Below are 18428 nucleotides of genomic sequence, written 5' to 3'. Positions count from 1 at the left end.
CACGGATCAGCCGGTACCCATGAACCCGGATACGATCCTCCTAGATGCGAAAGCGGAGCAGCTGGGTGCGAGAGAGCGAGGAACGAGCCAACGAGCCCCCAAGCGGCCGCGACCACATAGACGGAGGAGGGGAGGTACCCGGTGGGAGTCCTTCAGCGTTTCGAGCGGAGGCTCGAAGGTTTGGTTGAAGGGGCCTTTGCACGGGCGTTCAAATCTGACCTTCAGCCGGTAGAGGTCGCCAGTGCGGTCCAACGTGAGATGGACGAGCGGGCGGCGATCGTCGCCCAGGGACGCACTCTCGTGCCCAACGACTTCGTGGTCGAGCTGTCCACGACCGACAACGAGCGGTTGGAGGTCTACTCCGACAGCATCAGCCACGAGCTGGCCAACCTCGCCAGGGAGTACGCCAAGGAACAGGGCTACTCCTTCGTGGGGCCGGTCAGGGTCCGCTTCGAGACGGCCGACGACCTCGCGGTCGGCCTGTTCCGCATCCGCTCGGGCGTGATCCGCGGCGCGACGGTCGAGCAGGACGAGATCCGCCAGCCGGTGAGCGACGTGCCCGCCGCGAAATCCCACGCCTTCGGGGGCCGCCCCCGCCTGCTGGTGTCCACCCAGGACGACCCGCAGGGCCAGCGGTCCTTCGACCTGACAACACCGGTGACCCTGCTCGGCAGGGGCACCGACTGCGATCTGCGGCTGGTTGACCCGGGTGTGTCCCGGCACCACGCCGAGCTGCGAGTGGAGGGTCCCCTGGTCGCGCTCGTCGACCTCGGCTCCACGAACGGCACCTTCGTCAACGGCCAGCCGGTTCGCCGGGTCGAGCTCCAGAACGGCACTCGCGTGACGCTGGGGCGAACGACTCTGGTTTTCCGGCGCGATTAAAGGTAAACAGACGGTCCATGTCCGAGCTCACGCTGCTGCTGATCCGGCTCGCCTTCCTCGCGGTGCTGTGGTTCTTCGTGATTGCCGCGGTCGGTGTGATCCGGACAGACTTGTTCGGATCACGCACGGCCGCCGCCGTCCCCGCGCGCAAGGCCCCCAAGCCGGTGAAGACCCCGGCCAAATCCAAGAAGGGGGAACCACGGGAGATGGTCGTCACCGGTGGCCCCCTGCAAGGCACCACCATTACCCTCTCGGAGACGCCCATCACCATCGGCCGGGCGAACGACGCGACGCTGGTAGTCAGCGACGACTACGCCTCCAGCCGGCACGCCCGGCTCTTCCCCCAGGACGGTCAGTGGATCGTGGAAGATCTCGGCTCCACCAACGGCACGTATCTTGACCGCTCCAAAGTCACCCGTCCGACTCCGGTGCCGCTCGGTGTTCCGATCCGCATTGGCAAGACCGTCATCGAATTGCGCAAATGACCATCGCACTCCGTTACGCCGCCCGCTCTGACGTCGGCCTCCTCCGCGAAGGCAACGAGGACTCCGCCTACGCCAGCGGCCGCCTGCTCGCCGTCGCGGACGGCATGGGCGGCCACGCACACGGCGAGGTGGCCAGCTCGGTCGCCATCGCCGAGATGTCCTCGCTCGACACGGACGCACAGGGAGGTGACCTGCTCAGCGCCATCGAGGCGGCGGTACGCGACGCCAATCGCAAGCTGCACGAGATGGTGAGCCACAACCCCAGTCTCAAGGGCATGGGCACCACCCTCACCGCCATGCTCTGGTCGGGGACGAGGGTCGCCCTGGTCCACGTCGGCGACTCACGGGCCTACCTGCTGCGAGCCGGGGAGCTCTACCAGATCACGCACGACCACACCCTCGTGCAGTCACTGGTGGACGACGGCCGGATCACCCAGGACGAGGCCGCCACCCATCCCCAGCGGTCGATCCTGTTGCGGGCGCTCGACGGCAGCGGCGAGGTCGACCCCGACCTGTCCCTGCGCGAGGCCCAGATCGGCGACCGCTACCTGCTCTGCTCCGACGGCCTGTCCGGGGTGGTGAGCGCGGAGACCCTGCACCACACGCTCTCCACGATCGAGGATCCCGACGGGGTGGTCCGCACCCTCATCGACCTGGCCAACCGGGGCGGCGGCCCCGACAACATCACCTGCGTCCTCGCCGACGTGCTGGAGGTGGACGAGAACCACGTACCGCGCACCGACGCGGCCGTGGTCGGCGCCGCCGGTTCCAGCATGCCGAGGTCGCAGCCGCCGGACACCCCGGCGGGCCGTGCCAGCGCGGTCACCATGCCGCAGCCCGTCATCTCCGACGACGACGACACCGACGAGCCGATCGTCAGGGCCGCGGCCCGACCGGCCAAGCGCCGCCGGCTGTGGCCTCTTCTGGCCGTGGCCGGCGGCGTCGTCGTCATCGGTGGCGGCTTAGGCTGGTACTTCGGCGGGCAGTGGCTGGAGGACCAGTATTTCGTGGGGGCCAAGGGCAACGAGATCGTGGTCTTCCAGGGCGTGAAGACCAACCTGGGTCCCATCGAGCTCTTCGACGTCGCCCGGAGCACCGCGGAGTCGATCACGACTCTCGGCGCGTTCCAGCAGGGCCAGGTCCGCGACGGCATCCCCGTCCCCACCGTCGAGGCGGGCCTGAAGAAGATCGAAGAGCTCAAGACGTCCGCGGCCGAATCCGACGGGAAGGACGAACCGACCGCATCCCCGAGCGCCTCCGCGTCCTCCGCGCCCGCCAGGGCTCCCGAACCCACAAGGTCACAGTAAACACATGAGCACCCCTAGCGCCGAGCCGGTCCCGCTTCCCGCCAAACGGCGGGTGGCCCAGTTGGCGATGCTCGCGTTCGCGGTCGCCATCGTGATGCTGGCGTACGCCAACGTGGGGTTGGCCCTCGACAAGCAGATCCCCGCGGGAATGGTCACCTACGGCCTCAGCCTGGGCGGCCTCATGCTCGCCGCCTACCTGGTGCTGGCCAGGTTCGCCCCCTGGGCCGACCCGCTGATCCTGCCGCTGGTGACGCTGGTCAACGGCATCGGGCTGGTGATCATCTACCGCCTTGAGGCGTCCGGCATGCCGGGTGCCTCGGCCACCAACCAGCTGCTGTGGACGGCGGTGGGGGTCGTCATGTTCTCCGTGACGCTGATCGTGCTGCGCGACCACCGCGCGCTGCAGCGTCTGACCTACACCATGGGCGCGATCGGCCTGGCCCTGCTGATCTCGCCGCTGCTGCCGTTCATCGGCCAGGAGATCAACGGTGCCCGCATCTGGATCGGCATCGCCGGCTTCACCCTCCAGCCCGCGGAGTTCACCAAGCTCGCCCTGGTCATCTTCTTCGCCGGCTACCTGGTCGCCAAGCGCGACGTGCTCGCCCTGGCCGGGCGGCGGCTGCTCTTCATCGACCTGCCCCGGGCCCGCGACCTGGGCCCGGTGCTCATCACCTGGGGCCTCAGCCTGGGCGTGCTGATCCTGCAGAAGGACCTCGGCTCCTCGCTGCTGATCTTCGGCACGTTCATCGCGATGCTCTACATCGCCACCCAGCGCACCTCGTGGGTGCTCATCGGCATCCTGCTCTTCGTCGGTGGAGCGGTCCTGGCGGGGCTGCTCTTCGACCACGTCGCGGCCCGCTTCGAGGTCTTCCTCGACCCGGAGAACCAGGCGCTGTACGACCGCGACTTCGGCGGCAGCTTCCAGCTCATGCAGGGCCTGTTCGCCATGGGACAGGGCGGTGTGCTCGGCACCGGCCTCGGGCAGGGCCACCCCGAGCTGATCCCGCTGTCGTTCTCCGACTTCATCTTCACCGCCGCAGGCGAGGAGCTCGGCCTGACCGGGCTGATGGCCCTGCTGATGGTCTACGCCCTGCTGGTCGAGCGCGGCCTGCGCACCTCGATCGCGGCCCGCGAGCCGTTCTCCAAGCTGCTGGCGGGCGGCCTGTCGTTCATCCTCGCCTGGCAGGTCTTCATCATCGTGGGCGGCGTGACCAACCTGATCCCGCTGACCGGCCTGGTCACCCCGTTCATGTCCCAGGGCGGATCGGCGCTGCTGGCTAACTGGATCCTTATCGCGCTGCTGGTACGCATGTCGGACACGGCGAGGAAGCCTCCGCCCCAGGCCATCCAGGACGAAGGAATGACGCAGGTGTTCCAGCGATGAACGGTCCCCTGAAGCGCGCCGCCCTGGCCTGCCTGCTCATGTTCGGCCTGCTCATGATCAACGTGAACTACCTGCAGGCCGTGCGCGCGGAGGACCTGCGCAAGGACTCGCGCAACACCCGCAACTTCTACGCGCAGTACGAGGTCGAGCGCGGCCGCATCACCGCGGGCGACAAGGTCCTCGCCGAGTCGGTCGACACCGGCGACCCCGAGTTCCGCTTCGAGCGGCGCTACCCCGAGGGCAAGGTCTACGCGCCCATCACCGGGTTCTTCGCGCCCGAGAGCCAGAGCAACATCGAGCGGGCCGAGAACAGCCTCCTCAACGGGACGAGCGCCGACCTGCTGATCCGGCGCAGCATCGACCTGTTCACCGCGAAGCAGAGCAAGGGCGCCAACGTCGACCTGACGATCAACCCCAAGGCGCAGGAGGCCGCGTACAAGGCGCTGGGCGAGAGCGGCAGGAAGGGCGCGCTGGTCGCGATCGAGCCGAAGACGGGGGCGATCCTCGCGATGGTCTCGATCCCCACCTACGACCCCAACCCGCTGTCCAAGCCCAACAAGGCCGAGGTGAACGCCGCCTCCAAGAAGCTGGAGAAGGACGAGAACACGCCGCTGCTCAACCGGGCGGTCGAGCGCACCTACCCGCCGGGCTCGACCTTCAAGGTGGTCACCGCGGCCGCGTACCTGGAGAGCGACGACACCGTGGGCCCGGAGACCCAGGTCGACGCGCCGCAGCGGCTCGACCTGCCCAACACCACCGCCGACCTGCCCAACTACGGCGGCGCGGCGTGCGGCGCCGGGCGGGTGACGCTGTCGTTCGCGCTGGAGAAGTCCTGCAACACGCCGTTCGGCAAGATCGCGATGGACCTCGGCTACGAGGCGCTGCGCGACCAGGCGGCCAAGTTCGGCATCGGCGGCGAGCAGTTGGAGATCCCGATGCCGGTGGCGCCCAGCAGCATCGGCCCCGAGGAGGACCAGGCGGCCCTCGCCCAGGCCTCCATCGGCCAGCGCAGCAACCAGATGACCCCGCTGCAGATGGCCATGATCGCCGCCGGTATCGCCAACAACGGCGTGGTCATGAAGCCGTACCTGGTGAACAAGATCGCCGACTCCGAGGGCGGCGAGGTCGCGAGCGCCGACCCCGACGAGCTGGACACCGCGATGAGCGAGGACAGCGCGCGCAAGCTCCAGGAGATGATGGTCAACGTCGTCAACAAGGGCACGGCGAGCGCGGCGCAGATCCCGGGCGTGACGGTCGGCGGCAAGACCGGCACCGCGGAGACCGCCCAGGGCCGTGACCCGCACGCGTGGTTCATCTCCTTCGCCCCCGCGGAGGACCCCAAGGTCGCCGTCGCGCTGATCGTCGAGTCCGGGAGCGCCGGCAGCGACGCCTCCGGTGGTCAGACCGCGGCCCCGATCGCCAAGAGCGTGATGGAAGCGGTGCTGGGTAGATGACCGCGTTGCTCGGGGGCCGGTACCGCCCGCTGGGGCGGATCGCGTCGGGCGGCATGGGTGAGGTGTGGCGGGCCAAGGACGAGCTGCTCGGCCGCGAGGTCGCGGTGAAGCTGCTGCGGCCACACGTGGCCGAGGATCCGGCCTTCCGCCTGCGGTTCCGCTCCGAGGCGCGCATCGCGGCCGGGCTGTCCGATCCCGGCATCGCGCAGGTCTTCGACTACGGCGAGGGCGGCGGCGTCGCCTACCTGGTGATGGAGCTGGTGCCCGGGCAGTCCCTCGCCGGCATCCTCGCCCGCGACGGCGCCCTGAGCCCCGAGATCACCCTCGACGTGGTCCGCCAGACCGCGATGGGCCTGCACGCCGCGCACCGCGCGGGGATCATCCACAGGGACATCAAGCCCGGGAACCTTCTGGTGACCGAGGCGGGCGTGATAAAGATCACAGACTTCGGCATCGCGAGGGTGCTGGAGGCGGTGCCGGTCACCCAGACGGGCATCCTGATGGGCACCGCGCAGTACGTCAGCCCCGAGCAGGCGTCGGGCGACCCGCTGACGCCCGCCACCGACCTCTACTCGCTCGGGGTGGTCGCCTACGAGTGCCTGACCGGGCACGCGCCGTTCCGCGCCGAGACGCAGGTGGCGATCGCCCTCATGCACATCGGCGAGCCCCCGCCGCCGCTGCCCGAGCGGATCCCGCAGGCGGTCCGCGACCTGGTCATGGCGTGCCTGGCCAAGGATCCGCCGCGGCGCCCGGCGAGTGCCAGGGAGCTGTCGGAACGGGCGGACGTGCTGCTCGACGCGCTGACCGCCACCGGCGCCACCGGTCTCGGCATGCTCACCGACCCGGTGGGCTGGCGCGCGGAGCCCGCGAGCGAGTGGCCCGAGGAGGTCACCTCCGCCGTCGCCGTCCCCCTCCGGCCCGAGTCCGGCCGGGGCGCCGCGGGCTCCGAGGCGGGCCCCGGTCAGGGCGGGGGTTCCGGTGGAGGGCCCGGTCACGGCGCGGGTGCCGGTGCGGGATCCGGCGCGGGCACGACCCCGCCGGGCACCGGTCCGGCGCGTCGCGGGCGCCGCGGCCTGCGCAGGACGACGGTGATCGTCGCCACGGTCGCCGGGTGCGCCGCCGCGGTCGGACTGGGTGCCCTCGCGGTCCACGAGCTGACGAACCAGTCCGGTGACAGCGAGCCGGGAGAACCGGTCGTACGGACGAGCCCGGCCACCACGTCGCCGACGGCACGGCCGACGAGAAGCAAGCCGCCGACGAGCAGACCGCCGCTCTCACCGACGAAGTCGGCCCGCCCGTCGGTCACGCCGTCGGCTACGGTAAGCACATCGGCCACGCCCACCGCAAGGCCGAGCACGTCGCCACCACCCAGCCCCAGCCCGACGCCCACCCCGACACCAACCACCCCGACGGTGACACCGAGCCTCACACCGAGCACAACTCCTGAACCCGGTGACACAGACCCGCCGAATGAGGAGACGTGATGCGGCGAGGGGTCGATGATGGACACCGGTGGCCCAAGAGCGCACCGGCACCCAAGATGAACGGTAAGGGACAGTGCAGGAAATGACTCAGCCCCGACGCCTCGGCGATCGCTACGAGCTTGACGGCGTCGTCGGGCGTGGCGGCATGGCCGAGGTCTATCGCGCCCGAGACATCCGGCTGGATCGGATCGTCGCCATCAAGACCCTCCGCGCGGACCTGGCCAGGGATCACATCTTCCAGGCGCGTTTCCGCCGGGAGGCGCAGTCCGCCGCGTCACTGAACCACCCGTCCATCGTCGCGGTCTACGACACCGGCGAGGATGTCTCCGAGGGCGCTCCGGTGCCCTACATCGTGATGGAGTACGTCGACGGCCGCACGCTGCGCGACCTGCTGCGGGCCGACCGGCGGCTGCTGCCCGAGCGCGCCGCCGAGCTGGTCGACGGGATCCTGCGGGCGCTGGACTACAGCCACCGCGGCGGCATCGTCCACCGCGACATCAAGCCCGCGAACATCATGATCACTCGCAACGGCGACGTGAAGGTCATGGACTTCGGCATCGCCCGCGCGATGGCCGACTCGGCCGCGACCATGACGCAGACCGCCCAGGTGATCGGCACCGCCCAGTACCTCTCGCCGGAGCAGGCCAGGGGCGAGCGGGTCGACGCCCGCAGCGACCTCTACTCCACCGGCTGCGTGCTGTACGAGCTGCTGACCGGGCAGCCGCCGTTCACCGGTGACTCGCCGGTCGCGATCGCGTACCAGCACGTGCGCGAGGACCCGATCCCGCCGTCGCAGATCGACCGTGACATCCCCCCGTGGGCCGACGCCATCGTGCTCAAGGCGATGGCCAAGGACCCGGCGCACCGCTACCAGAGCGCCGGGGAGATGCGGGCCGACATCCAGCGGGCGATGTCCGGCATCCCGACGGACGCCCAGACGATGGCGCTGAGCGCCAACAACAACTACGGCTCGGCCACCCGGACGATGCAGGCCCCCGGTCCCGGCGGCCCCGGCGGCCCGGCCACCCAGCGCACCACCGCCGTCCCGGCGTACGAGTACGGCGAGGAGGGCGGCGGCCCGCGCACCGGAGGGGGCGGCCGTCGCCGGCAGCAGAGCGGCGGGAACACCGCGGTCAAGACCGCGGCGTGGATCCTCATCCCGCTACTGGTCATCGGGGCCTTCATCGGCGTCGGCTACATGTTCCTCAGCTCGCCGGGCACCCCCACCGCCAGCGGTCAGGTGAAGGTCCCGGCGCTGGCCTCGCAGACCGTGGAGGCGGCGAGCAAGAGGCTCACGGATCTCGGCCTGAAGGTGAAGGTCGTCGAGGAGTTCGACGAGGAGATCCCGAAGGGCTCGGTGATCGAGAGCGACCCGGCGGCCGACCACGAGGTCGACAAGGGCACCGAGGTGACGCTCAAGGTCTCCAAGGGGATCGAGAAGGTCGAGGTGCCCCCCGTGCTCAACATGAGCGTGGAGGACGCCACGAAGGCCCTTGAGGACGCCGGCTTCGAGGTCAACCTGCAGAGCAAGCCCTCCAGCCGCAAGCAGGGCGTCGTCTTCGAGACCGTGCCCGCGGCGGGCAAGAAGGCCAACAAGGGCAGCACCGTCCGGATCTACGTCCCCAAGGAGGCGGTGGAGGTCCCGGGCGTGGTGAACCTCACGCTCGCGGACGCCAAGAACGCGCTCAAGGAGGCGGGCTTCAAGTGGAAGGTCGTCCTGGAGCCGAGTGACCTGCCCAAGGACACCGTGCTGAGCCAGTCTCCCGAGGCGGGCGGCAAGTACCAGCAGAACACGACCATCACGCTGATCGTGTCGAGCGGGGCACCGCCCGAGCCGACCGAGCAGCCGACCTTCCCCGAGGAGCAGCCGACCATTCCCGACGAGCAGCCGACGGAGGACACGCCCTCGGAGCCCGACGACGGCACGATCTTCAATGAGGCGCCGCCCGACGGGAACTGACCGGCCCGTCTGACCGGCCCGTCTGACCGGAACACCTGACGAAGGCCCTCGCGACCGCGCGGGGGTCTTCGTCGTTTCCGTCTCTCGTTCGTTCTTGTTCCGGGGGTCCTTGGCCGTTTCCGTGGTTCCCGTGGTTCGCGCGGTGTACGGCTCGCACGGCGCCCGGCCTTCGTGGCCTCGTCATCCGGTTTCCCGCCGGGAGGGCCGGGCGTCGGGGACCGGGAAAACCGGGAGGCCCGGAAACGGGGAAGAGTCCTTCCGCCACTCGGGGGCGATGGCGGAAGGACTCTCACTGGTCAATCGTCCAGGACGGGTCCCGCGTTACAACAATCTTTCGAGCCAGTTCCCGAGCAGCCGGTGACCGTGTTCCGAGATCACCGATTCGGGGTGGAACTGCACACCCTCGACGGGGGCGGTACGGTGACGCAGGCCCATGATCACACCGTCGCCGGTGGTCGCGGTGACCTGGAGGATCTCCGGCACCGTTCCCGGCAGCACCGCCAGCGAGTGGTAGCGCGTCATGGTCACCGGTGACGGCAGGCCGGAGAAGACGCCTTGTCCGTCGTGCGAGATCGCGCTGGTACGGCCGTGCACCAGCTCGGGTGCCCGTCCCACGGTCGCCCCGTGGGCGATGGCGATGGCCTGGTGCCCCAGGCAGACGCCGAGCAGCGGGATGCCGTGGGCCTCGCAGTGGCCGACGAGCGGGACGCTCACACCCGCGTCCTCCGGGGTGCCGGGGCCGGGGCTGATCAGGACCCCGTCGAAGCCACGGGTGTCCTCGACCGCGACCCGGTCGCGCGGGCGCACGTCGCAGGTGGCGCCGAGCTCGCGGAGGTACTGGACGATGGTGTGGACGAAGCTGTCGTGGTTGTCGACGACGAGGACGCGGCTCATCGGCCCACGGTGGTCAGGTCGAGGGAGACGCGAGGTTCGATCCAGGGGAACACGACATACCAGAGTACGGCCGCGACCAGCCCGGCCAGCACCAGGGCGGCGAACACCCTGGCCACGAGGTTTCCGGGAAGCATCCGCCAGATCCAGCCGTACATGGGACCGCCTTCCTGTCCGGGCCTGCCCCGGCCTGTCCGTGTCTGTCCGGGTGTCTCCCAGGGCCGCGTCTATCCGGGCCTTGTATAGCCGGGCCTCGTTTAGCCGGGCCGTGTCTGTCCGGGCCGTCCGAGGCGGGCCGCACGCTCTTCCAGCTCGCCGGAGACGATGAGCCGCTGGGCGGCCGAGTACTCCGGGTGGCAGGTGGACAGGGTGATCAGCGCCCTGGTCGGCTCGCGGTCCGGCCGGTCGGGAACCGGGGCGACCACGCCGATCTCGCCGGGGTCGACGACGCGCTTGCCGGTGACACGGTAGGTGTAGCGGGCCTCGCGGGCGTCGACCAGGATGAGATCACCCCGGCGGAGCTCGTCTATGCGGTTGAACGGGGCGGCATAGGTGGTCCGATGGCCCGAAAGAACGAAATTTCCGATTTTTCCTGGCATGGCGGTGCCGGGATAATGGCCGGGGCCCATCCGCAGCCGATCCTGGTCGACGCCCTCCACGATGGCGTACCGGTAGTCGTCCCCGAGCCTGGGGATCGCCAGCATCGCCACCGCCCCGCCCAGCCGGATCGGTCCCGGCGGCCCGCCCCGCCGCTCTCCGGCCTCTCCGCCCGGCGGGACACCCTCTGCCAGGAGTTCGCCGCGCAGCAGCGCCTGCTGCCCGGCGGTGTAGGAGCCGGTGCCCCACAGCAGATAGGCGCAGAAGAGGAGGACGATCAGCCCCGCGGTGACGCTCAGGTCGCCCAGCACCCTCAGCGCCGCTCTCATGAAGTCAGGCTAGTGACCGAAAAGCCCTCCGCGGCGGGCCGGATCACGGGTCCGGCGCAACATTTGCCACAGGATGGTGCCCCACGGAATCGCCATGGTCCACCTGCGCCGACTATCCTTACACGGAACTTCACCCACTAGCGACTACGCTAATCGACACGGCCTGCGCACGATCCAGATCGCGCAGGGTTGACGCAGGAGAAGAACCCCAGTGCCCAAGCCCAAGACTCGTAAGAAGCCGGTCTACACCCCGCCGCAGACCTCACAGCAGGTCAAGATCAGCCCACGCTGGTTGGCGCCGGTCATGGTGACCTGCTGGATCGTCGGCATCCTGTGGATCGCCGTCTACTACGTGGCGCCCACCGCTCCCCTCCTCGGCACCCTCCAGAACTGGAACCTGCTGGTCGGGTTCGCGTTCATCATCCTCGGGGTGATCCTTTCCACCCGCTGGCGCTAGCTTTTCCACAGGCATTGTCCACACCCTGGGGAAGCATCAGGGTGTGGATCAACCGAAGATCCCGAGTTCGGCCTGGACGGCGAACGGCGGCAGCCCCAGCACCAGTGCGACCAGGACGATCAGCACCGCCGCGCAACCTCCCCACTGGATTGCGCTGCGGTTCTTCCTGTCCGGGGCGAAGGCGAAGACCGCGGCGACCAGGGCACCGGTGATCAGGCCACCGAGGTGTCCCTGCCAGCTGATGCCGGGGACCACGAAGGTGATCACGGCGTTGGCGCCGATCAGCCAGAGCACGCCCTGGGCGTTGTAGCCGAGCTTCTTGGCGAGCACGAACAGCGCGGCGAACATGCCGTAGATCGCGCCCGAGGCGCCGACCGCGGCGATGCCGAACAGGTAGACGGCGACGGACCCGCCGAGCGCGGCGAGGAGATACAGCGCCAGGAACCTGGCCGACCCGAGGCGCCGCTCCAGCTCGGGGCCGATGGCGTACAGCGCCCACATGTTGAACAGGATGTGGGTCAGGGCGAAGCCACCGCTCCCCAGCGGCTGGTGCAGGAAGGCGCCGGTGATCAGGCGCCACCACTCACCGTGATAGCCGACCTCGTAGGCGTTCATCATGAAGTTGGTCAGCACCCAGTCGGTGCTCACGGTCTCGGCGGCGTACGCCAGGACGTTGATGATCAACAGTGCCCAGGTGACCCGGGGGGTGGTGACCGCCCGGCCGCCGAACACGGACTGCGCCTGCCGTACGCCCTTGTTGCCCTCGGCCACGCACTCGGGGCACTGGAAGCCGACCGAGGCGTCGCGCATGCAGTCGGGGCAGATGGGGCGGTCGCAGCGCTGGCAGCGGACGTAGGTCTCACGTCCTGGATGCCGGTAGCAGGTGGGGACAACGGTGTTGTGCTCGTTGGACGGCTGGGTGGTCATGTGTGTGGCTGGCCCCTTCGAGCGTGCTGTTATCCACAGACTGCCAGCCTATTCACGATCCCGAGCACCCGTACACCCGCGAACGGCCACCGGGCCACACCGGCCGGGGCGCGGGTCGCGCGGGAACGCGAACGGCGGCCTCCTGGGGAGGCCGCCGGGCGAGAGATCAGCTCTGGACGCGCTCGATGGTCACCGACTCCAGGACCACGGGCTCCGTGGGACGGTCACGGGCGTCGGTGTCGGTCTTGGCGATGGCGTCGATGACGTCCTGGCCCTCGATCACCTCGCCGAAGATGGTGTGCTTGCCGTTGAGGTGCGGCGTGGGAACCACCGTGACGAAGAACTGCGAGCCGTTGGTGCCCCGGCCGAACTGGACGCCGGCGTTGGCCATGGCGAGCAGGTACGGGCGGTTGAAGTAGAGGTCCGGGTGGATCTCGTCGTCGAACTTGTAGCCGGGGCCGCCGACGCCCTGGCCCAGCGGGTCGCCACCCTGGATCATGAATCCGGAGATGACCCGGTGGAAGATCGTGCCGTCGTACAGCCTGGCGTTGGACTTCTGGCCGGTCTCCGGGTGCACCCACTCGCGGGTGCCCTCGGCGAGTTCGACGAAGTTACGCACGGTCTTGGGCGCGTGATCCGGGAAGAGCTGGACCTTCACGCTACCGCGGTTGGTCTTGAGGTTCGCGATCAACTTCTCAGCCATGATCGGACTGCCCCCTTCAGGTCGTAGGAATACCTGTGCAACGTATTGCTTTTGTGGCACTTTGACGATTTCGGCCGCAGCCGCATCCCCAAGCATCCTCCCACGGGCCGTCATGATTGAGCCGCCTTCGAGCGGGAAGGGGTGGCGACGGGGCCCCAACGAATGGGGAGGTTGTTGTGCCTCTAGCACTGTTTGGAAAGCGCCACATCAAGATCGTGGCTCCGGAAAGGCGGCTGCGCCACGTGAAGGCTCAGGCCGTCCGAGCCGCGGATCGGGTCGGCCCGATGGCCAGCCACGCCCGTGACGCGGCCAGTTATCATGCCCATGACATGGCGGTCCAGGCTCGCGACGTAGCCGGTCACGCCCGCGAGATGGCCGGCCAGGCCCGTGAAGTGGCCGGTCAGGCTCGTGACGTGGCCAGCGAGAAGATCATCGTGGCACGCGGGTGGGCGGCACCCAGGCTTGACGCCGCCGCGCACTCGTTCGAGGAGCAGCTCGCGCCGAAGATCAGCGCCGCGCTATCCCAGGCCGCCGCGAAAATCGATCCCACTCCCGCGAAGTCCAGGAAAACGCCGATGCTCCTGCTCTTCGCGGGTGTCGCGATCGCGGCGGCCGGCTACGTCCTGTACCGCAGGAACGCCGACCAGTGGGCGGACACGCTGAAGGAGAGCGCCTCCGACGCGTCCCAGTGGGTGGGACAGAAAACGGAGGCGGCGGCCGGAAAGGTCTCCGGCGCGGCGGACGACGCCGCGGCGAAGGCCGACGAGATCGGCGCCAAGGCCGACTCCAGGGCGGAGCACACCTCCAAGAGACTGCCCTAGGAGCCGGAGCACGCCGGTCATCCACAGAACGGACACGGCGTACGGCGACTGCCGGGAGTACGGCCCGCACCGCGGAAGGTGCGGGCCGTACTCATGCACGAGAGCCTGTCGACGATCCTGTACGAGGGCTCGTCGGCGCTTCTACCACGGGAGTCCACTCCTGCGCGGGAGCCCGTCGGCACTTCTACCACGGGAGCGCACTCCTGCGCGGGAGCCCATTGACCGATCACCAAGCGCTTGTTAGAACGTGTTCCCGGACCCAAGGAGCACCGATGACGCTGTCGCCCCTCGACGACCATCCCGTACACCAGTCGCCCGAGGTGATGCGGCACGTCACGACGTCGGACCGCAACTTCTACGACCGGTACTACTTCAACTGCCACGCGGGGTCCGACGAGCTGATGCTCGTCGTCGGTCTCGGCCAGTATCCCAACCTCGGGGTCACGGACGCGTTCGCCTGCGTGCGGTACCGGAACCTGCACCGCGTGGTCCGGGCCTCCAGGGAACTCGGTGACGACCGGATGAACACGCGGGTCGGCCCGTTCGAGGTCGAGGTGATCGAGGGCCTCCGGCGGCTGCGGGTGGTGCTCGACGCCACGGAGCACGGCCTCTCCTTCGACCTCACCTGGGAGGGCACCGTACCGGCCACCCTGGAGCCCCGGCACTTCCTGCGCTGGCAGGAGCGCGTGGTGTTCGACTCCTCCAGGATGGCCCAGACCGGCCGGTGGACCGGGCACATCCTGGTTGGCGACGAGCGCGTCGAGGTCACCCCCGACCGCTGGCAGGGCACCCGCGACCGCTCGTGGGGCATCCGCCCGGTCGGCGAGCCCGAGCCCCCCGGCATCCAGTCGCGCAACGCGGGCACCTTCTACTGGCTCTACACGCCCGTCCAGTTCGACGACCACGCCATCCTGTGCATCGTCCAGGAGGACGAGAAGGGCCGCCGGGTGCTGGAGGAGGCGGTGCGGGTGTGGGGGTTCGGCTCCCCGAGGGAGGGCGAGGAGGAGTATCTCGGCCGTCCCGAGTACCGCCCGACGTACGTGGACGGCACCCGGGAGGTGCGCGAGGCGACGATCTCCTTCTCCCCGCCGGGCGGGAAACCCTTCGACCTGCACTGCGTCCCGATTCTCCCGATGCACCTGATGGTGGGCACCGGATATGGCCTGGAACCGGACTGGAAGCACGGCATGTACCAGGGTCCCCGCCCGGTGGTCCAGGGCGTCACCCACACGCTGCCCGAGGACGCCGCCACGATGTGGGGCATGGTCGACGCGGTCGGCCGCTTCGAGTACGACGGCCGGATCGGCTACGGGTTGTACGAGTACTGGGCCCTGGGGCCGCACCCGTCCTTCCCGGAGGGCTGATCACCGCACGCGCCCCGTCCTTCCCGGAGGGCCGATCACCGCACGCGCCCCGTCGGTCCCCGGGGACCGGCCAGGCCACCGCACGTGACCTGCCGTTCCCCGGGGACCGATCGCCGCCCCCGAACCGCCCCCGAACCGGCGGCGATCCGGCTGCGAACCGGCCGGGGACATTCCCGCACGGATACCCCGGCCGGTTCGCAGGTCTTTTCCGGGGACGCTCCTCGGCTCGCCGGGGCGTCCCCGCGATGTCACTCCTCCTCGGCCTTCTCGGCCTTGTTTACGCAGGTCACGGTGGGCACGTCGCCCTCCGAGAGCTTGCCCGCCACCCTGACCTCGGTGATCGCGACCCCCTTGAGAGCGGACTCGGCCTTGGAGAGTACGGCCACCTCCCCGGCCTTCGGAGCGCCCTCGGGAAGGGGACGCGCGGTCATGACCTTGGCGGCCTCGGGCGGGGTCGCGCCGTCGGGCAGGGCGGGCGGCTCCGCGTCCGGCCGCACCGCCCGGACGTCCTCGGTGATCATGACGCGTCCGGCCTCGGCCTTCCTGGGCTCACCACCGGCCTGTCCGGAAGGAAGCGCGGGAAGCGCGGGCACCGCGAGAGCGGACCCCTCCTTCTCCAGTTTCTCGCGCTCGGCCTCGGTGAGCCGGCGCGTCGTCAGGGTCACCTGGCCGCCCCCCTCACAGTCGACGAGCACGACGCCGTCCCCGGCCAGGGGGACGGGGGCGGGGGTCGGTGTGCCGTCGGCACTGGCGGCTCCGGTCAGCGTGACCATCAGAGCCCCCGCGGTCACCACGGCGGCGGCGAGCATGCGGATGCGCATGGGTGTTCTCCTTGTCAGACGAATCGGCGAACGAGGCGAATGAAGCGGACGAAGCCGATGAAGCAGATGAAACGGATTAAGCGGATGAAGGGCATGTGGCTCGGTGAGCGGACGGGCATGCGGTGCTGGAGACCACAGGCTCTCGCCCGTTGCCTGAACCCAGCCTGAAGGCGCCGGAAATCGTCTTCAGGTTGGCTTTAGGCGGGGTACGTCAGGCTGGACGGCATGCGCGTGCTACTGGTTGATGACGAGAAGCGCCTGGCCCATCTCCTGAAGGAAGGGCTGGCGGGCGAGGGCTTCGCCGTCGACGTCGCGTACGACGGGCGTGACGGGCTGTGGATGGCGACCGAGAACCCGTACGACGTGATCGTGCTCGACGTCATGCTCCCCCGGATGAACGGCTACACCGTCTGCGCCAAGCTTCGCGACGCGGAGAACTGGACGCCGATCCTGATGCTCACCGCCAAGGACGGGGTGCACGACGAGGCCGAGGCCCTGGACACGGGCGCGGACGACTTCCTGTCCAAACCGTTCTCCTACGTGGTGCTGCTGGCCCGGTTGCGCGCGCTGGTACGCAGGGGCGGCAGGGCGAGGCCGGTGTCCATCGCGGTCGGCGACCTCACCGTCGATCCGGCGGGGCTTCGCTGCCGCCGGGGCGAGGTGGAGATCTCCCTCACGCCCAAGGAGTTCGCGGTCCTGCACGGGCTGGCGCGCAGGCAGGGGGAGGTGGTCTCCAAGAGCGAGTTGCTGGCCCAGGCGTGGGACTTCTCCTACGACGGCGATCCGAACATCGTCGAGGTCTACGTCAGCGCGCTCCGCCGCAAGATCGACTCCCCGTTCGGCCGCTCGTCGCTGGTGACCGTACGCGGCGCCGGCTACCGGCTGGAGGCCTGAGATGGCATCGCGCATGTCGGTACGGCTCCGGGCGACCCTCGCGGCGACCGCCATCGTCGCGGTCGCGCTGGGTGTAGCGTCGTCGGTGCTCGTCGGCGTGCTGACGGGGAGCCTGACGCGGAGCGCCTCCGACGAGGCCGCCCGCCGCGCCGGGGCCACCGCCGACGTGCTCGCCGGTGGCACGGTGATGCTCGACGCCTCGGCGGTCGACACCGCGTCGGCCGGTGTCCCGGCGTTCCCCGTGTGGACGATCGACTCTCCGTCGGCCACCGTGGTGACCGTCACCGGAGCGCGGACCGGCGCCGCCTGGCACTCGGAGCCGGCCCTTCTCGATCCCGACATCAAGATCTTCAAGCGTCCCGTCTCGCCTGCACCGGCCCTCTCCGGCCCTGCCCCGGCCGTCTTCCGATCGTCCGGCGGGCAGGCCGCGCCCTCGTCCGGGCCGTCCAGGGTGTCCGGGCCGTCCATCGGGAAGGTGACGGCGCGATCCGGGAAAGCCACGCCATCATCCGGCGCGTCCGGGCCATCCGGGCCGTCCGGGCCGTCCGGGCCGTCCGGGCCATCTGGACCAACCGGTGCACCCGGGCCGTCCGGGCCGTTCGGCGTGAAGGTCGCGGCGGCGCCCGTGCCGGCTGTGCGGGGCGTCGCGGGCGGTGCCGCGCTCCAGCCGGCAGAGGTGGCGCGGTGGGCTCCCGGCGAGTCCTTCGCCCTGGCCACCATGCCCGTGGACACCGCCAACGGCACGCTGTTCGTACAGGCCAGGGCCTCGCTCGAACCCACGGCGGACGCCCTGACGACCCTGCGTGGCCTGCTGCTTCCCGGTATCCCCGCGTTGCTCCTGCTGGTCGCCGTCCTCACCTGGCTCGCCGTCGGCCGGGCGCTGGCACCGGTCTCCGCCATCCGCGCCGAGATGGCCGACATCACCGCCAGCGACCTGCACCGGCGGGTCCCCGTACCGAGGTCGCGTGACGAGATCGCCCGCCTCGCCGAGACCATGAACCGGACGCTCGACCGCCTCGAACTGGCGGTCAGCAGGCACAAGCGCTTCGTCGCCGACGCGGCCCACGAGCTCCGCAGCCCGCTGGCCATCCTGCGGACCCGCTTGGAGCTGGCCCGGCCGGGGCCGCTGACGGCCGAGGCGCTCACCGACGTGGAGCGGATCCAGGCCCTCACCTCCGACCTTCTCCTTCTCGCCCGCCTGGACGCCGGTGAGCCCAGCTGTCACGAGGAGGTGGATCTCGGCCAGGTGACCGCCGAGGAGGCGGCGAGGTCGCGGCCCCGGCCGGAGATCAGGGTCACGCTGGAGGTGGCGGCCGACACCGTGGTCCTCGGCTCCGCCGGGCAGCTGCGCCGTCTGGTGGCCAATCTGGTGGACAACGCCGTACGCCACGCGAGTTCCGCGGTCACCGTCCGGCTGTCCACGGACGGCGGCGAGGCGGTTCTCGACGTGCTCGACGACGGGCCGGGCATTCCCGCCGAGCACCACGAGGCGGTCTTCGACCGGTTCACCCGGCTGGACGAGGCCAGGGACAGGGACGCGGGCGGCGCGGGTCTCGGGCTGGCCATCGCCAGGGACATCGCGGTACGGCACGACGGCGGCCTGCGTATCGTGGGGAAAGATCGAGAAGCATGGCTGCAGGCCCGTTTTCCTGTGATATGAACCACACG

17 protein-coding genes and 1 pseudogene are annotated in these 18428 nt (G+C 69.9%); 12 read left to right on the top strand and 6 right to left on the bottom strand.

Annotated features, from left to right (window positions below):
• Nucleotides 1–141 precede the first annotated feature (141 nt).
• The 7 genes and pseudogenes from ACSC1Q_RS08960 to pknB all read left to right on the top strand — a co-directional run bounded on the left by ACSC1Q_RS08960 (nucleotide 142) and on the right by pknB (nucleotide 8956).
• Nucleotides 142–882, top strand: coding sequence for an FHA domain-containing protein (locus ACSC1Q_RS08960; protein ID WP_329088344.1), 741 nt, complete (start codon nucleotides 142–144; stop codon nucleotides 880–882).
• Between the two features lie 17 nt (nucleotides 883–899).
• The gene (locus tag ACSC1Q_RS08955; protein ID WP_362688484.1) at nucleotides 900–1367 is read left to right on the top strand and encodes an FHA domain-containing protein FhaB/FipA; all 468 of its coding nucleotides are present in this window, start codon (nucleotides 900–902) and stop codon (nucleotides 1365–1367) included.
• The gene (locus ACSC1Q_RS08950) at nucleotides 1364–2674 is read left to right on the top strand and encodes a Stp1/IreP family PP2C-type Ser/Thr phosphatase (RefSeq protein WP_436758181.1); all 1311 of its coding nucleotides are present in this window, start codon (nucleotides 1364–1366) and stop codon (nucleotides 2672–2674) included. Before ACSC1Q_RS08955 ends, ACSC1Q_RS08950 begins: the two co-directional genes overlap by 4 nt.
• Nucleotides 2675–2678: 4 nt before the next feature.
• Entirely contained in the window at nucleotides 2679–4058 is a 1380-nt protein-coding gene (locus ACSC1Q_RS08945) for an FtsW/RodA/SpoVE family cell cycle protein (protein WP_436758180.1), read from the top strand.
• Nucleotides 4055–5512 (top strand): peptidoglycan D,D-transpeptidase FtsI family protein, encoded by a 1458-nt coding sequence (locus tag ACSC1Q_RS08940; RefSeq protein ID WP_436758179.1) that lies wholly within the window; start codon nucleotides 4055–4057, stop codon nucleotides 5510–5512. The genes ACSC1Q_RS08945 and ACSC1Q_RS08940 overlap by 4 nt, the downstream gene beginning before the upstream one ends.
• Nucleotides 5509–6216, top strand: a pseudogene (locus ACSC1Q_RS08935) (protein kinase domain-containing protein); the annotation flags it as partial. The gene ACSC1Q_RS08940 and the pseudogene ACSC1Q_RS08935, both read left to right, overlap by 4 nt.
• A gap of 862 nt (nucleotides 6217–7078) precedes the next feature.
• Nucleotides 7079–8956: a Stk1 family PASTA domain-containing Ser/Thr kinase gene (gene pknB / locus ACSC1Q_RS08930; RefSeq protein WP_436758178.1), complete on the top strand. Its 1878-nt coding sequence runs from the start codon at nucleotides 7079–7081 to the stop codon at nucleotides 8954–8956.
• Nucleotides 8957–9277: 321 nt separating this feature from the next.
• On the opposite strand, the gene ACSC1Q_RS08925 is transcribed toward pknB, so the two are convergent.
• The 3 genes from ACSC1Q_RS08925 to ACSC1Q_RS08915 all read right to left on the bottom strand — a co-directional run bounded on the left by ACSC1Q_RS08925 (nucleotide 9278) and on the right by ACSC1Q_RS08915 (nucleotide 10773).
• Nucleotides 9278–9850 (bottom strand): anthranilate synthase component II, encoded by a 573-nt coding sequence (locus tag ACSC1Q_RS08925; protein ID WP_436758177.1) that lies wholly within the window; start codon nucleotides 9848–9850, stop codon nucleotides 9278–9280.
• A complete protein-coding gene (locus ACSC1Q_RS08920) occupies nucleotides 9847–10005 on the bottom strand; it encodes a hypothetical protein (RefSeq protein ID WP_436758176.1) in 159 nt (52 codons plus the stop codon). Before ACSC1Q_RS08920 ends, ACSC1Q_RS08925 begins: the two co-directional genes overlap by 4 nt.
• A 99-nt stretch (nucleotides 10006–10104) precedes the next feature.
• Nucleotides 10105–10773 carry a class E sortase gene (locus tag ACSC1Q_RS08915; RefSeq protein ID WP_436758175.1) on the bottom strand — a complete coding sequence of 223 codons (669 nt, stop codon included), beginning with the start codon at nucleotides 10771–10773 and terminating at the stop codon, nucleotides 10105–10107.
• A 211-nt stretch (nucleotides 10774–10984) separates the two neighbouring features.
• On the opposite strand from ACSC1Q_RS08915, the gene ACSC1Q_RS08910 reads away from it, so the two are divergent.
• A complete protein-coding gene (locus ACSC1Q_RS08910) occupies nucleotides 10985–11230 on the top strand; it encodes a cell division protein CrgA (RefSeq protein ID WP_344744891.1) in 246 nt (81 codons plus the stop codon).
• Nucleotides 11231–11278: 48 nt separating this feature from the next.
• Here the strand turns inward: ACSC1Q_RS08910 and ACSC1Q_RS08905 are convergent, their stop codons facing one another.
• Both ACSC1Q_RS08905 and ACSC1Q_RS08900 read right to left on the bottom strand, forming a co-directional pair.
• On the bottom strand, nucleotides 11279–12157 hold the full coding sequence (locus tag ACSC1Q_RS08905) for a rhomboid family intramembrane serine protease (protein ID WP_436758174.1): 879 nt from the start codon (nucleotides 12155–12157) through the stop codon (nucleotides 11279–11281).
• 166 nt (nucleotides 12158–12323) lie between these two features.
• On the bottom strand, nucleotides 12324–12860 hold the full coding sequence (locus tag ACSC1Q_RS08900) for a peptidylprolyl isomerase (RefSeq protein ID WP_436758173.1): 537 nt from the start codon (nucleotides 12858–12860) through the stop codon (nucleotides 12324–12326).
• 329 nt (nucleotides 12861–13189) lie between these two features.
• On the opposite strand from ACSC1Q_RS08900, the gene ACSC1Q_RS08895 reads away from it, so the two are divergent.
• Nucleotides 13190–13681: a hypothetical protein gene (locus tag ACSC1Q_RS08895; RefSeq protein WP_436758172.1), complete on the top strand. Its 492-nt coding sequence runs from the start codon at nucleotides 13190–13192 to the stop codon at nucleotides 13679–13681.
• A gap of 272 nt (nucleotides 13682–13953) precedes the next feature.
• Nucleotides 13954–15045: an Rv3169 family protein gene (locus ACSC1Q_RS08890; RefSeq protein ID WP_436758171.1), complete on the top strand. Its 1092-nt coding sequence runs from the start codon at nucleotides 13954–13956 to the stop codon at nucleotides 15043–15045.
• 248 nt (nucleotides 15046–15293) lie between these two features.
• Here the strand turns inward: ACSC1Q_RS08890 and ACSC1Q_RS08885 are convergent, their stop codons facing one another.
• On the bottom strand, nucleotides 15294–15866 hold the full coding sequence (locus ACSC1Q_RS08885) for a hypothetical protein (protein WP_436758170.1): 573 nt from the start codon (nucleotides 15864–15866) through the stop codon (nucleotides 15294–15296).
• A 225-nt stretch (nucleotides 15867–16091) separates the two neighbouring features.
• On the opposite strand from ACSC1Q_RS08885, the gene ACSC1Q_RS08880 reads away from it, so the two are divergent.
• Together ACSC1Q_RS08880 and ACSC1Q_RS08875 are read left to right on the top strand one after the other, a co-directional pair.
• Nucleotides 16092–16760 (top strand): response regulator transcription factor, encoded by a 669-nt coding sequence (locus ACSC1Q_RS08880; RefSeq protein ID WP_436758169.1) that lies wholly within the window; start codon nucleotides 16092–16094, stop codon nucleotides 16758–16760.
• A 1-nt stretch (nucleotide 16761) separates the two neighbouring features.
• Nucleotides 16762–18420, top strand: coding sequence for a sensor histidine kinase (locus ACSC1Q_RS08875; protein WP_436758168.1), 1659 nt, complete (start codon nucleotides 16762–16764; stop codon nucleotides 18418–18420).
• The last annotated feature ends 8 nt before the right edge of the window (nucleotides 18421–18428 follow it).

Source organism: Streptosporangium heterodermiicola, from assembly GCF_051390675.1.
Taxonomy (GTDB): Bacteria; Actinomycetota; Actinomycetes; order Streptosporangiales; family Streptosporangiaceae; genus Streptosporangium.
This window is presented reverse-complemented; position numbering and strand designations above follow the sequence as displayed.

Coding starts and splice junctions, on each gene's coding strand:
- ACSC1Q_RS08940 (WP_436758179.1), top strand. CDS start 4,055: ATGAACGGTCCCCTGAAGCGCGCCGCCCTGGCCTGCCTGCTCATGTTC.
- ACSC1Q_RS08945 (WP_436758180.1), top strand. CDS start 2,679: ATGAGCACCCCTAGCGCCGAGCCGGTCCCGCTTCCCGCCAAACGGCGG.
- ACSC1Q_RS08885 (WP_436758170.1), bottom strand. CDS start 15,866: ATGCGCATCCGCATGCTCGCCGCCGCCGTGGTGACCGCGGGGGCTCTG.
- ACSC1Q_RS08890 (WP_436758171.1), top strand. CDS start 13,954: ATGACGCTGTCGCCCCTCGACGACCATCCCGTACACCAGTCGCCCGAG.
- ACSC1Q_RS08905 (WP_436758174.1), bottom strand. CDS start 12,157: ATGACCACCCAGCCGTCCAACGAGCACAACACCGTTGTCCCCACCTGC.
- ACSC1Q_RS08925 (WP_436758177.1), bottom strand. CDS start 9,850: ATGAGCCGCGTCCTCGTCGTCGACAACCACGACAGCTTCGTCCACACC.
- ACSC1Q_RS08895 (WP_436758172.1), top strand. CDS start 13,190: ATGGCGGTCCAGGCTCGCGACGTAGCCGGTCACGCCCGCGAGATGGCC.
- pknB (WP_436758178.1), top strand. CDS start 7,079: ATGACTCAGCCCCGACGCCTCGGCGATCGCTACGAGCTTGACGGCGTC.
- ACSC1Q_RS08915 (WP_436758175.1), bottom strand. CDS start 10,773: ATGAGAGCGGCGCTGAGGGTGCTGGGCGACCTGAGCGTCACCGCGGGG.
- ACSC1Q_RS08955 (WP_362688484.1), top strand. CDS start 900: ATGTCCGAGCTCACGCTGCTGCTGATCCGGCTCGCCTTCCTCGCGGTG.
- ACSC1Q_RS08900 (WP_436758173.1), bottom strand. CDS start 12,860: ATGGCTGAGAAGTTGATCGCGAACCTCAAGACCAACCGCGGTAGCGTG.
- ACSC1Q_RS08880 (WP_436758169.1), top strand. CDS start 16,092: ATGCGCGTGCTACTGGTTGATGACGAGAAGCGCCTGGCCCATCTCCTG.
- ACSC1Q_RS08875 (WP_436758168.1), top strand. CDS start 16,762: ATGGCATCGCGCATGTCGGTACGGCTCCGGGCGACCCTCGCGGCGACC.
- ACSC1Q_RS08920 (WP_436758176.1), bottom strand. CDS start 10,005: ATGTACGGCTGGATCTGGCGGATGCTTCCCGGAAACCTCGTGGCCAGG.
- ACSC1Q_RS08950 (WP_436758181.1), top strand. CDS start 1,364: ATGACCATCGCACTCCGTTACGCCGCCCGCTCTGACGTCGGCCTCCTC.